The organism is Flavobacterium sp. (assembly GCF_046296355.1).
GTDB lineage: Bacteria > Bacteroidota > Bacteroidia > Flavobacteriales > Flavobacteriaceae > Flavobacterium.
The window spans coordinates 1-13402 of the sequence record NZ_JBKBLM010000008.1; the positions used below are offsets into that span (position 1 = coordinate 1).

The 13402-nt window shown below is 37.6% G+C and carries 16 protein-coding genes; 3 read left to right on the forward strand and 13 right to left on the reverse strand.

All coding sequences use genetic code 11. The features are described from left to right. From ACK4HO_RS05365 to ACK4HO_RS05405, 9 genes are all read right to left on the reverse strand, one after another. On the reverse strand, positions 1 to 565 hold a 565-nt coding region (locus tag ACK4HO_RS05365), incomplete at its 3' end, for a pyridoxal-phosphate dependent enzyme (protein ID WP_409663618.1). Further along, positions 562 to 1194, reverse strand: a complete 633-nt coding sequence (locus ACK4HO_RS05370; RefSeq protein WP_409663620.1) for a phosphoribosylanthranilate isomerase — start codon at positions 1192 to 1194, stop codon at positions 562 to 564. The genes ACK4HO_RS05370 and ACK4HO_RS05365, both read right to left, overlap by 4 nt. Then, entirely contained in the window at positions 1194 to 1979 is a 786-nt protein-coding gene (gene trpC, locus ACK4HO_RS05375; protein ID WP_409663623.1) for an indole-3-glycerol phosphate synthase TrpC, read from the reverse strand. The genes ACK4HO_RS05370 and trpC overlap by 1 nt, the downstream gene beginning before the upstream one ends. Beyond that, complete coding sequence (gene trpD / locus ACK4HO_RS05380) at positions 1976 to 2974, reverse strand: anthranilate phosphoribosyltransferase (protein WP_409663626.1); 999 nt, start codon at positions 2972 to 2974, stop codon at positions 1976 to 1978. Before trpD ends, trpC begins: the two co-directional genes overlap by 4 nt. A 73-nt stretch (positions 2975 to 3047) precedes the next feature. Continuing rightward, positions 3048 to 3614, reverse strand: a complete 567-nt coding sequence (locus tag ACK4HO_RS05385) for an anthranilate synthase component II (protein WP_409663629.1) — start codon at positions 3612 to 3614, stop codon at positions 3048 to 3050. A 12-nt stretch (positions 3615 to 3626) separates the two neighbouring features. Next, positions 3627 to 5021, reverse strand: a complete 1395-nt coding sequence (locus tag ACK4HO_RS05390) for an anthranilate synthase component I family protein (RefSeq protein ID WP_409663632.1) — start codon at positions 5019 to 5021, stop codon at positions 3627 to 3629. A gap of 261 nt (positions 5022 to 5282) precedes the next feature. Next, entirely contained in the window at positions 5283 to 5849 is a 567-nt protein-coding gene (locus tag ACK4HO_RS05395; RefSeq protein WP_409663634.1) for a YceI family protein, read from the reverse strand. Positions 5850 to 5872: 23 nt separating this feature from the next. Next, on the reverse strand, positions 5873 to 6505 hold the full coding sequence (locus tag ACK4HO_RS05400; protein ID WP_409663637.1) for an NAD(P)H-dependent oxidoreductase: 633 nt from the start codon (positions 6503 to 6505) through the stop codon (positions 5873 to 5875). Between the two features lie 9 nt (positions 6506 to 6514). Next, on the reverse strand, positions 6515 to 6973 hold the full coding sequence (locus tag ACK4HO_RS05405) for a MarR family winged helix-turn-helix transcriptional regulator (protein ID WP_409663639.1): 459 nt from the start codon (positions 6971 to 6973) through the stop codon (positions 6515 to 6517). Between the two features lie 167 nt (positions 6974 to 7140). On the opposite strand from ACK4HO_RS05405, the gene ACK4HO_RS05410 reads away from it, so the two are divergent. The 3 genes from ACK4HO_RS05410 to ACK4HO_RS05420 are packed head-to-tail and all read left to right on the forward strand — an operon-like array spanning position 7141 to position 9431. Beyond that, positions 7141 to 7461: a rhodanese-like domain-containing protein gene (locus ACK4HO_RS05410; protein WP_409663642.1), complete on the forward strand. Its 321-nt coding sequence runs from the start codon at positions 7141 to 7143 to the stop codon at positions 7459 to 7461. Between the two features lie 2 nt (positions 7462 to 7463). Beyond that, positions 7464 to 8768 carry an NAD(P)/FAD-dependent oxidoreductase gene (locus ACK4HO_RS05415; protein ID WP_409663645.1) on the forward strand — a complete coding sequence of 435 codons (1305 nt, stop codon included), beginning with the start codon at positions 7464 to 7466 and terminating at the stop codon, positions 8766 to 8768. 3 nt (positions 8769 to 8771) lie between these two features. Then, positions 8772 to 9431, forward strand: a complete 660-nt coding sequence (locus ACK4HO_RS05420) for a M15 family metallopeptidase (RefSeq protein ID WP_409663648.1) — start codon at positions 8772 to 8774, stop codon at positions 9429 to 9431. Here the strand turns inward: ACK4HO_RS05420 and ACK4HO_RS05425 are convergent. The 4 genes from ACK4HO_RS05425 to ACK4HO_RS05440 form a co-directional block, all read right to left on the reverse strand. Next, positions 9428 to 9997, reverse strand: a complete 570-nt coding sequence (locus ACK4HO_RS05425; protein WP_409663651.1) for a hypothetical protein — start codon at positions 9995 to 9997, stop codon at positions 9428 to 9430. The two genes, ACK4HO_RS05420 and ACK4HO_RS05425, sit on opposite strands and share 4 nt — an antisense overlap. A gap of 4 nt (positions 9998 to 10001) precedes the next feature. Further along, positions 10002 to 11180: a THUMP-like domain-containing protein gene (locus ACK4HO_RS05430; protein WP_409663653.1), complete on the reverse strand. Its 1179-nt coding sequence runs from the start codon at positions 11178 to 11180 to the stop codon at positions 10002 to 10004. Position 11181: 1 nt separating this feature from the next. Beyond that, positions 11182 to 12273, reverse strand: a complete 1092-nt coding sequence (locus tag ACK4HO_RS05435) for an AI-2E family transporter (RefSeq protein ID WP_409663656.1) — start codon at positions 12271 to 12273, stop codon at positions 11182 to 11184. Positions 12274 to 12359: 86 nt separating this feature from the next. Further along, positions 12360 to 13313, reverse strand: a complete 954-nt coding sequence (locus tag ACK4HO_RS05440) for a zinc metalloprotease (protein WP_409663659.1) — start codon at positions 13311 to 13313, stop codon at positions 12360 to 12362. Positions 13314 to 13402 lie beyond the last annotated feature (89 nt).

Below are 13402 nucleotides of genomic sequence, written 5' to 3' on the forward strand. Positions count from 1 at the left end.
ACGTGTCTTCGGGATTGCTAATCCAATCACGAATCGCTTCGTTTGTAGCGTCTTTCAAGGTTTTTGAGCCTGAAGTTGCCGGACGAACTTCGGCACCGAGCATTTTCATTCGCGCCACATTGGGCTCTTGGCGTTCGATATCCACTTCACCCATATACACAATACACTGCAAACCCATTAAGGCACAAACGGTTGCGGTCGCTACACCATGCTGACCTGCGCCTGTTTCGGCTATGATTCTGGTTTTGCCTAATCGTTTGGCCAAAAGGATTTGTCCGATGGTATTATTAATTTTATGTGCGCCGGTATGACACAAGTCTTCGCGTTTGAGGTAGATTTTAGCGCCAAATTGCTCTGATAAACGCTTGGCGAAGTATAGAGGCGTCGGGCGCCCGACATAATCCTTTAAAAGCGCTTTAAATTCGTCTTGAAAAGAAGGTTCGGTACTGATGGACAAATACTGTTGGCGTAAAGCTTCTACATTCGGGTATAGCATTTCGGGGATGAATGCTCCGCCAAAGTCGCCGTAGAAGCCGTTTTCGTTGATGTTGTAGGTTGGATTCATAACGTATGTTTTAAATTTTGTATAAATGTTTTTAGGGTTTCCGGGTTTTTTAATCCGGGTTCAATTTCAAATTGGCTGTTGCCGTCAATAGCGATGCATTTCTTTGCATAGTCTTTTTGGAAGAATGATTTCAAATCGGTTAAGTTTTCTAAGCCAATGCCACCACTGAGGAAGTAAGGCTTGTTGAGGTAATACCGTTCTAAAATGCGCCAATCGAAAGCGATTCCGTTACCACCGTAATTAGCGCCTTTGGTGTCAAAAAGAAAGTAGTCGCAATTATAAAAATATTTACTTAAACTATTAAAATTAAATGCATTATCAATACTAAACGATTTGATTACTTTAAGCTTATTTTGTTGAAGTGAAAGACACAACTCAGGTGATTCGTCACCGTGTAGTTGCACCAAATCTAATTTGTGTGTAGTTGCTTTTTCCTGAATCTCTTCAAAAGTAGCATTGACAAAAACACCAACTTTTTGAATCGATTTGGCTAATTGAGGAATGATGTCCTCAAAGTTTCTTGGTGATTTATCATAGAAAATAAAGCCCAAATAATCCGGCTGCAAAGCCGCTATTTCCATGATGTTTTCCGGATGTTTCATGCCGCAGATTTTGATTTTCGTTTCCATTACACTTTCAATTGATTGATGTATTGTTCCAATGCTACTCCGGGATTATCCGTTTTCATAAAGTTTTCTCCGATTAGAAAGCCTTGAAATCCGTGACTTTTTAGTAATTTCAAATCGTCTACAGTACTTAATCCACTTTCAGATATTTTGACAAAGTCATTCGGAATTTGGGTAACCAAATCCATACTGTATTGCAAACTCACTTCAAAAGTCTTGAGATTTCTATTGTTCACACCAATGATATCAAGGCTTGGCATGATGCTTTTCTCTAATTCTTCTAAATTATGCACTTCTAATAAGACTTCCAAAGCTATAGAATGGGCAAATTCTGAAAGCGATTTGATTTCGGCTCGGGTTAAAACCGCTGCTATCAAGAGTATGGCGTCGGCTCCGTTGGCTTTGGCTTCCAAAATTTGATATTCATCAATGATGAATTCTTTGCGTAACAAGGGCGTGTTTACTGCCGCTTTCGCCAAAAGCAAATCGTCTAACGAACCCCCAAAATACTGACTGTCCGTTAAAACAGATATTCCGCTCGCACCGACGTTTTCGTAGCCGCTAACGACTTCTTCCACGGACAGACTGTGATTGATAGTGCCTTTGGAAGGCGAACGGCGTTTGTGTTCGGCAATGATTCCGAAAGGGGAATTGATAATGGATTTGCTTAACGAATTGGTTTTGGCGTTGAATAAAGCAGTATTCTCCAATTGGCTAATGGAAATCACGCGTTTCTTCAAAGTAACTTCTCGTTTTTTACTCGCTATAATTTGATCTAAAATAGTCATGACAATTGGCTGATTTGTTGGAGTTTCTGTAATTTTTCTAACGCTTTTCCGGATTGCAGGCTTTCTTTGGCTTTGGCGAAAGCGTTGAGAATACTTGAGCTTTCCACGGTGGCTATCGCCATAGCAGCATTGGCACAAACTACATTTTGCTGCGCTTCGGTACCATTTCCGGAGATGATTTGCATAAAAATATGGGCCGATTCTTCGATGGTCGTGCCGCCTTTGATGTCTTCGAATGCTAGTTTGGTTAAGTTGAAATCAGTAGCATTCACCATACTTTCCGAAGATTTGGTAATAATCTTGACATCAGCGGTTAGCGAAATCTCATCATAGCCGTCTAAAGCGTGAAGAATCGAATAGTTAACCGTGGTGTTTTGGTACAAATAAGCATACATCCGCGACAATTCCAAACTAAAAACGCCCACTAATTGGTTCTTGGGAAACGATGGATTAACTATGGGTCCAAGCATGTTGAAGAAGGTTTTGACGCCTAATTCTTTTCGAATCGGCCCAACGTTTTTCATTGCGGGATGGAATAATGGAGCGTGTAGTATGGCGATATTGGCTTCTTCGAGGCATTTGGTCAAAAACCCTTTGTCATTGCTGAATTTTACCCCCAAAGTTTCCATCACATTACTCGAGCCTGAAATAGAAGAAACGCCGTAGTTTCCGTGTTTGGCGACCTGAATTCCCGCACCGGCTGTTACAAATGAGGCTAAAGTTGAAATATTGAACGTGTCTTTGCCATCGCCACCGGTTCCGCACAAATCGATGGTGTTATAGGCAGAAAAATCTATGGCAATGCAAAGTTCTAAAAGTGCTTCGCGAAAGCCCGAAAGTTCTTCGATAGTGATGTTTCGCATCATATAAACCGTGAGGAATGAGGCAATTTGACTCGGATTGTATTGCCCTGAAGAGATATTGACCAAAACCGCTTTGGCTTCTTCTTTGGTTAGGGTTTCGTGATTGATTAATCGATTTAAAATAGTTTTCATGATACTTAGTTTTAGTGAACTGCCGAGAATCGACAGCTTAAAGGTTTACCGTCGACATGTGGCAGACAGTAAACTAAGCGTTAAGCCAGTTTTTTAAAATGGTTTTTCCGTGAGGCGTGAGCACGCTTTCAGGGTGGAATTGAACGCCTTTGACATCGAAGGTTTTGTGTCGGAGTGACATGATTTCGCCGTTTTCGTCGGTAGAAGTGACTTCTAAGGTTTCGGGAAAATCATTGGCATTGACTACCCAAGAATGGTAGCGCCCGACTTCAAATTCGGCAGGCAAATCATTGAAAAGAGATTCGTCAGTAACGGTTTGATTTACTTTGGTAGCCACGCCGTGGTAAACTTTGTCTAAGTTAGTCAGGCTTCCGCCAAAAACTTCTCCGATGGCTTGTTGGCCTAAGCAAACGCCCAAGATGCTTTTGGTTGCGGCATATTTGGCAATGATTAATTTCAACAAACCGGCTTCGTCGGGAATTCCCGGACCTGGCGACAGAAGAATTTTATCGAAAGATTCAAGTTCTTCTAATTCCAATTCGTCGTTGCGAAAAACAGTCACCTTTCCGTCCAAATCTTCGAGATAATGAACGAGATTATAAGTAAAACTGTCGTAGTTGTCGATAACGGCTATCTTCATGATGGTGTAAAGTTAAATGGTTTCTGCTAATTCTAATGCATTATTCAATGCTCTTAGTTTGTTGTACACTTCCTGCATTTCGTTTTCTTCGCTCGAACTTTCTACAATTCCGGCGCCGGCTTGGTAATGCAGTTGGTGGTTTTTGCTTAAAAATGTCCGAATCATAATGGCGTGATTAAAGTTGCCTTCAAAGTCCATAAAACCTATCGCACCGCCATAGAACGTTCGGTTAGTGTTCTCAATACTTTCAATTAATTGCATCGCTTTGTGTTTTGGAGCACCGCTTAAAGTACCGGCAGGAAACGTATTCGCTACCAATTGCATCGCGCTTCCGGTTAACTTTCCGGTGACTTTGGAAACGAGGTGAATTACGTGTGAAAAGAATTGAACTTCTTTGTATTTCTCGACTTTCACTTCGGTACAATTCCGGCTTAAATCATTTCGGGCTAAATCGACCAACATCACGTGCTCGCTGTTTTCTTTAGCGTCTTCGGATAGTTTTTTGGCCAAATCGGCATCTTGTTCGTCGTTCCCGGTTCGTTTAAAAGTTCCGGCAATAGGATGGATTTCGGCGTGGTTGTTATTAATAACGAGTTGTGCTTCGGGCGAAGACCCAAAAATTTTAAAATTCCCGTAGTCAAAAAAGAACAAATAGGGTGAAGGATTGATGTTGCGTAACGCTCGGTAAACATTGAACTCATCGCCTTTAAACGCTTGCGAAAATCTTCGGGACAACACCAATTGGAATACATCGCCGCGATGACAGTGTTTTTTAGCTAAAGTCACATTGGCTTTAAATTCTTCGTCGGTTAAGTTGGAAATGGCTTCGCCTTCTTTGGTAAAACTATAACTGGCGAAGGTTTTGGTTTGCAATAATTGCTCAATTTCCTTGATGTTATTGGTATTGTCGATACTGTGGCAAAAAATATACGCTTCATTTTTGAAATGATTGATGGCAATGATATTTTGGTAAACGGCATAGAATAGTTCGGGAATCGCTAAATCATTTTCCTTTTTGGCAATTTCAATTTTCTCGAAATATTGTACGGCATCGTAACTGATATAACCAATCAAACCATTATTGATGAATTTGAAATGGTTCTTTTCAGGTTGGAATTGCGCAGCGAATGTTTCGATTGCTTTGGGCACATTCGTATCAATTGAAATAGCTATTGTCTCTGAAGTTCCATCGGGAAACGACTTTACAATGCAATTGTTTTCCAGTTTGATGGAAGCAATGGGATTACAACAGATATACGAAAAACTGTTGTCAGCCGTGTGATAGTCGCTGCTTTCGAGCAAAATACTGTTTGGGAATTTGTCTCTGATTTTCAAATAAACACTCACAGGCGTTATGGTATCGGCCAGGATTTGTTTGAAGTTGGTATGGAGTTGATAGGTTTTCATAGTTCAATTTTTAGCACAAAAAAAAGGCTTGTCGTGAATGACAAGCCTTTTCGGATATTTAGATTTTAAAATATACTTATAGCAGACTATTTCACGACGTTTGACGTAAACTATTCCACCACCAGGTATTGTTTAAAATGTTGTTCATTTTCTTTTTGTATAAAGCAAATGTAAGTAAGTGTTTTTAAATTTCAAGCAAAAAAATAAAAAAACCTCGAAAAAATTTTTCGAGGTTTTAATTTCATAACAATAATTCCCTTCTTAGAACTGTAAGTTTACAGTCAATTCGAAATCATCATAGATAGCTTTGTCTCCAATGCTTTCAAAGAAGCTTTTAGAGTTGTATTTGATGCCATATTTGGTTCTGTCTACTTTGAAAGCGGTAGTAGCAGTGTTTCCTTTTACAGTCAAATCAAAAGATACAGGATTAGTGATTCCTTTGATGGTTAAATCAGCAGTTACTCCAAAAACACCATTTCCTTTATCGGCAATTTTTGTGAATTTTAAAGTAGCGGTTTTGAATTTTTCAGTACCAAAGAAGTCATCTGCTTTTAAGTGACCGTCTAATTTTTGTTTCCATTCTCCAGTCAAATCTGTAGCAGTTAATGAAGTCATATCTACGGTAAAGTTACCACCGGTTACTTTTTTTCCTTTGAATACTAAAGCACCATCTTTAAAGTTTACAGTTCCGCTGTGTTCTCCGGTTACTTTTTTACCAACCCAATTGATACCGCTTTTTGAAGCGTCAATTTTTTTGGTTTGAGCAGTAGCTACGGTTGTTCCTAGCGCTACGAATAAGGCAATTGCAATTGTTTTTAAATTTTTCATTGTAAATTAATTTTAGTTATAGATTATAAATTGATAAATAATTCTTCGTTTGATTTACGCACTTTAGCGTAGTTTTGAGTGTCATCTTCAGCATGACGGTAGCCAATGGTAGCAACTAATGAAGCGTTTAATCCTAGGGCTTCCAATCCTAAAATTTCATTGAACTTATCGGCCTCGAACCCTTCCATGGGTGTAACATCGATACCTAATTCAGCTGCGGCATTCAATAAGTTTGTTAAAGCAATGTAAGTTTGTTTAGAAGTCCACACATCTCTTTTTTCTGCAGGAAGTGATGAAATTTTTGATTTCATAAAATCGCTGTAGCCTTTTAAAGCATCGGTAGGCAAACCTCTTGTAACAGCAATATTGTTGATGTGTGCGTCAATTTGGGCATCGCCAAAATCAGTAATGTTAGCAAAAACCAATAAATGGGAAGCGTCTACAATTTGAGATTGTCCCCAAGCCACTGGCTGTAATTGTGCTCTTACTTCAGGGTTTTCTACAAAAATTACTTTGTAGGGTTGCAATCCGTATGATGAAGCGCTCAAACGAACGGCTTCTTTCAGGATTTCTAAATCTTCGTTTGATACTTTCTTGGTAGCATCAAATTTTTTGGTGGCGTAACGCCAATTGGCATTTTTTATAAAGTTACTCATAGCAGTTATTTAATTTATTTTTCTGTATTTTTCTAGTAAAGCATTCAATTGTTCTAATTCGTTTTGGCTCAAATTGGCTGCAAAAATTTGCTCGTGTTCTTTGACTTTCGGATCTAACTCTGTTAACACGTCTAATCCTTTTTGGGTAATCAAAACTTCTATTTTTCTGCGATTGTCAGGACAAACTTCACGAGTAACAAAGTCTTTAAGTAATAGTTTGTCAATCAATCGGGTAGTGTTGCTGTTTTTGGCGATCATGCGCTCTTGTATAATACACATGTTGGCAGGATTGCCTTTTTGTCCACGCAAAATCCTTAAAACATTATATTGCTCTCCCGATAAATCATAAGGTTTCATTATTTCGTTAAACTTATCGTTAATCACATTTTGAGTATACATAATGTTTAGGATAACTTTCTTGGCGTCATCCATCGCTACTGTTGATTTTATGATTTCTTCGATTTTCATAATTACAATTACAATATTTGTAGGTACAAATTTAAATTGTTTTTTATTTGTATATACAAATGTTTAGTTATTTTTTTGTTAAATTTATATTTGGTCCAAGCGTTAATTAAATGTTGTAATTTAGAATTTACCCTTTGGAATTTATTATTTTTGAAAAAAATAACAATATGGATTTATCACAACAAGACTGGAAATCGCAATTAGACAGAGATCCTAATGCTGTAATTTTAGACGTGAGAACGGCTGATGAATGTAGTGAAGGTTTTATCCCAAGGGCAATTAACATTGACATATACAAAGGACAAGGTTTTATTTATGCTGTGGATGAATTGGACAAAGCCAAAAACTATTATGTGTATTGTAAAGCCGGTTCGAGAAGTGCGCAAGCCTGTCAGATTATGAAACAAATGGGTTTTGAAAAAACTTATAACCTTGAAGGCGGCTTTATGAATTGGAAAGGCGATGTAGCTTTTTCTACAGAAGGGTAATTATGAATATTCCAACTTCAAACAAACCCCGAGTAGTCATTATTGGTGGCGGTTTTGCCGGCATCGCATTGGCAAAGAAACTCCGAAACAAGAATGTGCAAGTCGTATTATTAGACAAACACAATTATCATACATTCCAACCTTTATTATACCAAGTCGCTACAGGCGGACTAGAAGCAGGATCGATTGCTTATCCAATACGTAAAGTGATTCAAGAGTATGATGATTTTTACTTTCGCCTAACTTCTGTAAAAGAAATAGATACCAAAGAACAAAAAGTTATATCAGAAATAGGCGATTTACATTATGATTATTTAGTGATTGCTACCGGTTCTAAAACCAATTATTTTGGGAACAAAGAAATCGAACGCAATTCGATGTCAATGAAAACCATTCCGCAATCGTTAAATATTCGAAGTTTGATTTTGGAGAATTTTGAACAAGCCGTTTTGTTAAAAGACGAAACCGAAAGAAACCTATTAATCAATTTTGTCTTAGTCGGCGCCGGACCAACAGGAGTAGAGCTCGCCGGAGCTTTGGCCGAAATGAAGAAAGCCATTCTTCAAAAAGATTATCCCGATTTAGACATTTCCAAAATGGAAATCAACCTAATACAAAGTGGCGACCGTGTTTTGAACACGATGAGTGAAAAATCTTCGGCTGAGGCCGAAAAGTTCCTGACTGATTTGGGCGTGAAAGTTTGGAAAAACATTCGCGTGACGAATTACGACGGAAGAACCATCACTACCAACACCGATTTAACCTTTGAAACAGCAACTGTAATTTGGACAGCCGGTGTGCAAGGTGCAGCAGTTCGTGGTTTGGATGCCAAATCTTTGGTGGAAAAAGTAGAACGCATTCGTGTAAACGAATTCAATCAAGTGAAAGGTTACGACAATATTTTTGCCATAGGCGATATCGCTTCGATGGAAAGCCCGCAATTCCCGCAAGGCCATCCGATGATGGCGCAACCGGCAATGCAACAAGGAAAGTTGTTGGGTGATAATTTGATACAATTAATCAGTGGCAGAATTATGACGCCGTTTGAATACAACGATAAAGGTTCGATGGCGACTATTGGCCGAAACTTGGCTGTAGTAGATTTGCCAAGCTACCATTTCAGCGGTGTATTTGCTTGGTTTGTTTGGATGTTTGTGCATTTGTTTTCCTTAATCGGTTTCAAAAACAAAGCGGTGGTTTTTACCAATTGGGTTTACAATTACATTCGCTTTGATAGGGAAGGAAGGCTGATTGTTCGTCCGTATAAGAAAAGAAGTTTTACCACCTTTACTAGTGATGAAATATAACCAATGAAAAAAATCTCCCTTTTGTTGCTGGTTTTCCTTGTGGTTTCTTGTAAGTCCACTTATCTCGATGCCAAGAAATCTCCGGTTTTATTAGACATTAGTAAAGAAACCGACGACAATGCATTTGTCAATCTGAAGAACTACAGCAACGATTTTGTTTTTGATATGAAATATGCCACGCCGGATAATTTTTTAAATGAAAAGGTTTATCCGTGTGGAGAATGTTTTTTGCGGGTTAAGACTGTAAAATCTTTATTGGAAGCCAACAAAGCGTTTTTGGACAAAGGTTATAAGATTAAATTATACGATTGTTACCGTCCGATTGCGATTCAAAAGCAAATGTGGAAAATCGTACCGAATCCGACTTATGTTGCCAATCCGAAAAAAGGGTCGATTCACAACAAAGGCGGCGCGGTTGATATCACTTTAATTGATTCTGCCGGAAATGAATTAAACATGGGAACAAAGTTTGATTTTTTTGGCGAAGAAGCGAGTCACAATTACCTTAATCTTACCCCGGAAATCCTAGCCAATCGAAAGTTTTTAAAAGAAATTATGCTGCAACACAACTTCAAATCCTTCGATTCCGAGTGGTGGCATTACAATTTGAACAACAGCTCTGCCGATAAAGTTTCGAATCAAATATGGCGCTGTAATGACTAATTTTCAATACACTTCAAATAGTCGATAAAGTAAGTTTCGGGTTCGTAAACTTTCTTGTCCAATTCCGAGACAAAAGCGGTTCTAAAAGGATAATCTATCACTTCTCCTGCAAATTTGATTCTCATAAAAGTAACCGGAGATGTTTTTAAATCTTCAAAATTTTCTTTTAAGAAGACAAAAGTCGCTGTTGTAAGTCGGTTACTGCCATTGTTTTCATCGCGAAGTAAATTACCACAGTTATCAGTTCCGGTATAGTATAAAGTCACAATTTTACCATTGTTTAATTGCAAATAAATCTTAGAATTAGTATCATAGCAAAGTGCTTTAATAAAGTCTTGACTGCGTTGTAAAATTTGTGTCTCCAACCCTAAAACCCCATTGCTGCTTGACAAAGCGAAGAAAATATCAGTTGAATTTCCGGCAAAACTTCTTTCAAAAACGATGTATTGTTTGGTCGATTTATAAGTTCCCAAACTATCTTTAATATCATTGTCAATTTCACAAGGTTTTTGGGCAAAAGCAGTCAAATTAAGGAATAGAAATAAAGCAAAAAACGTATTCTTCATGGGTTTATGGTAATTTGCTGCAAAGTAAAACTATTTTATTATTATTTGCATCAGTTGTAAAAAAACAATATAAATTTCCGCCGTCTTTGATTTTCCACTTTTTGCGAATGCTTTCTACAGAATCAGGAAAGTTTCTTGTTGTTAGATTGGCCTTTTGGTTTTCGAGTAATGGTTTCATCTCGTTTTTGTTGTAACCAATGTGGTACTGAATTTCGAAACGACGTCCGGGAAAGTCAATCAACGTGTCCGAAGTATACAAATGAGAATGTTGGTGTAGCTTGTTTAACCCAAACCGACTCGAAACCACGTCAAATCCGCCCGATTTCATGATGGCAGCGTTGGGTTCATACAAATATTTTTGAGGCAAGCCAAAGCTTGCATGATGCTCAGCATTGAGTTCAAAACTGAATTCCTCTGTTTGGGTTTTTAAAAGATTGGCTGTGACTATTTTGGTCGAACCGGTATAACCTTTCTCCAAAATCCAGAGCAGTTCTTTGACTTCGTTTTCCAAAGCGACGATGTGAATGGCTTTTACATTTTTGAGTTCCGATAAACCGGCGGTTATATCCAAAAGCGGCGCAGTTTTTATCATGATATTAGACGCAAAGCCAAAATAAAAATCGAGGTTTTCAGGTACATTTGGCAAACAATCTTTGAGCATGAATACTTTGCCTTTGGCTTCATTTCTTCTTGAGGGATCGATATAAATCCAATCGAGTTGTGGTTTTTGGGTGTTTAAAATGTCATAACTATCACCTGAAAAGCATTGAATATTAGCTACTTTGAGTTGTTCAAAATTATGCTGTACAATTGCTGAAAGCTCGTCGTTGATTTCACAATGAATGACTTGACTTACGCTTTTGGCAAAGTAAAAATCATCTACGCCAAAACCACCGCTCAAATCTATCAAACCTTTGTCGGAAACGAGCTGAGATTTATATTCCGCAGTTCTTTCGGAAGAAGTTTGCTCCACAGAAATTTTGGAAGGATAAATGATGTTTTCGGTGTTAAACCAAGTCGGTAATTTGGTTTTTGCTTTCTGTTTGGCCGCAATTTGATTGAGAATAGCTGAGTAATCGATATTAGTAAATTTATTCTTTTGCAATGCCAATTGATTGACATCAGCTTCAATATTGTTGCGAATGAATTCCTGAATTGCTTCAGCCAATATGGATTTATCCATACTACAGATTTTTGGTTAACAGCTTGATGATTTTATTTTCGGGGAAGAATTCTTTACCAAAAACTTTGAGAATAGTGTAAAAGGGAATGGCAATAATCATCCCAACTATGCCAAAAAGAAAGCCTGTAATCAATACGACCAGAAAAATTTCCAACGGATGCGAACTCACACTTTTGGAGAAAATTAAAGGAGAAGAAATATTGTTGTCTATTAATTGTACAATCCAAAAACCAATCATTACATAGAGTGTTAAAGGTAATATTTGCGTTTGGAAATCTCCACCTAAATTGCCTAACATGGTTAGAATAGCAGCTACAACTGAGGCAATCAGCGGTCCTATGTAAGGAACAATATTTAACACGGCACATAAAAAAGCGATAAGGATGGCATTTTCTACTCCGAAAATAAGCAATACTATCAGATACAAAATGAACACAATAAACAATTGGAGCAATAAGCCAATAAAATAGCGAGACAACAGATGATTGATTTGGTGCAATGAGTTTAAGATTTTGTCTTCCTGGGCATCGGGCATCAAATGTTTGGCACTAATAATGAATGACAATCGGTCTTTAAGAAAGAAGAAAGTAATGAATAGAACAGAAGCCAAACCGATTCCGAAACTGCTTATGGTTAGGATAATGCTGTTGAACAGTTCCGGGATAAAACTGAAGTTTATTTTAGAACTAATATTGGCTTCTTTAAAAAGGCGAGAGGAATCTATGCCATGATTGTCTAAAAATCCGGCTATTTTATTTATTAATTCCAGTGTGCTTTTCTCAATCTCTGTTGTATTTAACAGGGACAAGTTTTCACCTTGTGCCATGATTAAGGGAATAAACATTGATATTAAGCCAAAAATAAGTAGCATAAAAAGAGTCAACGTAGCGATGGTAGCAGCAATATGGTTGAACTTGAGTTTTCGTTTAAAAAAATCAACAATTGGATTTCCGATTAAGGTCAAAATAAAAGCAACAACTAAATAGATTAGCACCGCTTGTATTTGGTATAAAAAATATAAAGCTAAGGCTGTTAATACAATAATTCCAACTCCTTTGACTATTCCGAGAGCAATTGTTTTTGAAGTAACCATGGTTTTAATTTTGACTAAAAGTAAAAAAAAACTCGTCTAGTTAGTTATAACCAGACGAGTTTTTCCAAATTTATATTCAATAATTATTATGGCTGTGCGAAAGAGAATCTTGGTCCACCAGAAAGGAAGATGGCATCCATTCTTGATTTTTGTCCTAAGGTAAACATGTACATTCCTCTGTCATCAGTATAATCCATGTAATTCATGGTCATTTCAACCGGAGTTCCTGAACATGTGCTGTAGTGAGGGTAAGCAGGTACACCATAATTAGCAGTATTATGAGTTGGTGTATCAGCAACTAAGTCGCTTCCACAAGTAGTGTCACCCCAAATGTGACGTAAATTCATCCAGTGACCTACTTCGTGAGTAGCTGTTCTTCCTAAGTTGTATGGGTAAGCAGCGCCTGAATTGCTGGTTACACCTACATATTTAGAATCACAAACTACACCATCAGTTGCAGATGAACCACCAGGGAATTGCGCATATCCTAAAATTCCACCACCAATAGTACAAACCCAGAAGTTCAATTTAGTAGTTGGTGAAGTTGGATTGATTCCACCGCTCTTAGATTTTTTCATAGCATCTCTTGTTCCCCAAGAGGTTTTGGTTGTAGATTTTCTGATTACTTGGTCTAGTACAAATGTGATTCCCACATTGGCTTTAACACCTGAAAATAAAGCAGGAACTTGGTTATAGTCAGAGTTTTGAGCATTAAAATCAGCATTTAATACAGCTAACTGTGATTGTAATTGAGCATCAGAAATGTTTTCTGCGGCAGTTCTGTACAATACATTGAAAACAACAGGAATTTCAATTCTTCCATTTACCAAACGACCATTCGCCATAGCATTTTCAGTAAACGCTTCAATTTGATTCATTCTGGTGGCTAACTCAGGATTCTCCTGTAATTGTCTTTCGAAAACTTCATGTGATGCACATGATCTTTGAGATACTCTTGCTTCAGAGTTAGTTGTTTTATCATCCTCTTGACAAGAAAACAATAGTAGCATAGCTGCTAACGATAAACAGATTTTTTTCATTATTATTTAAAATTTAGGTTAATTAGTTACTGCAATTTTAAAGAATAAGAATTTAATATAAAAAAAAAGCAATGTAAGTTTTCAACAAA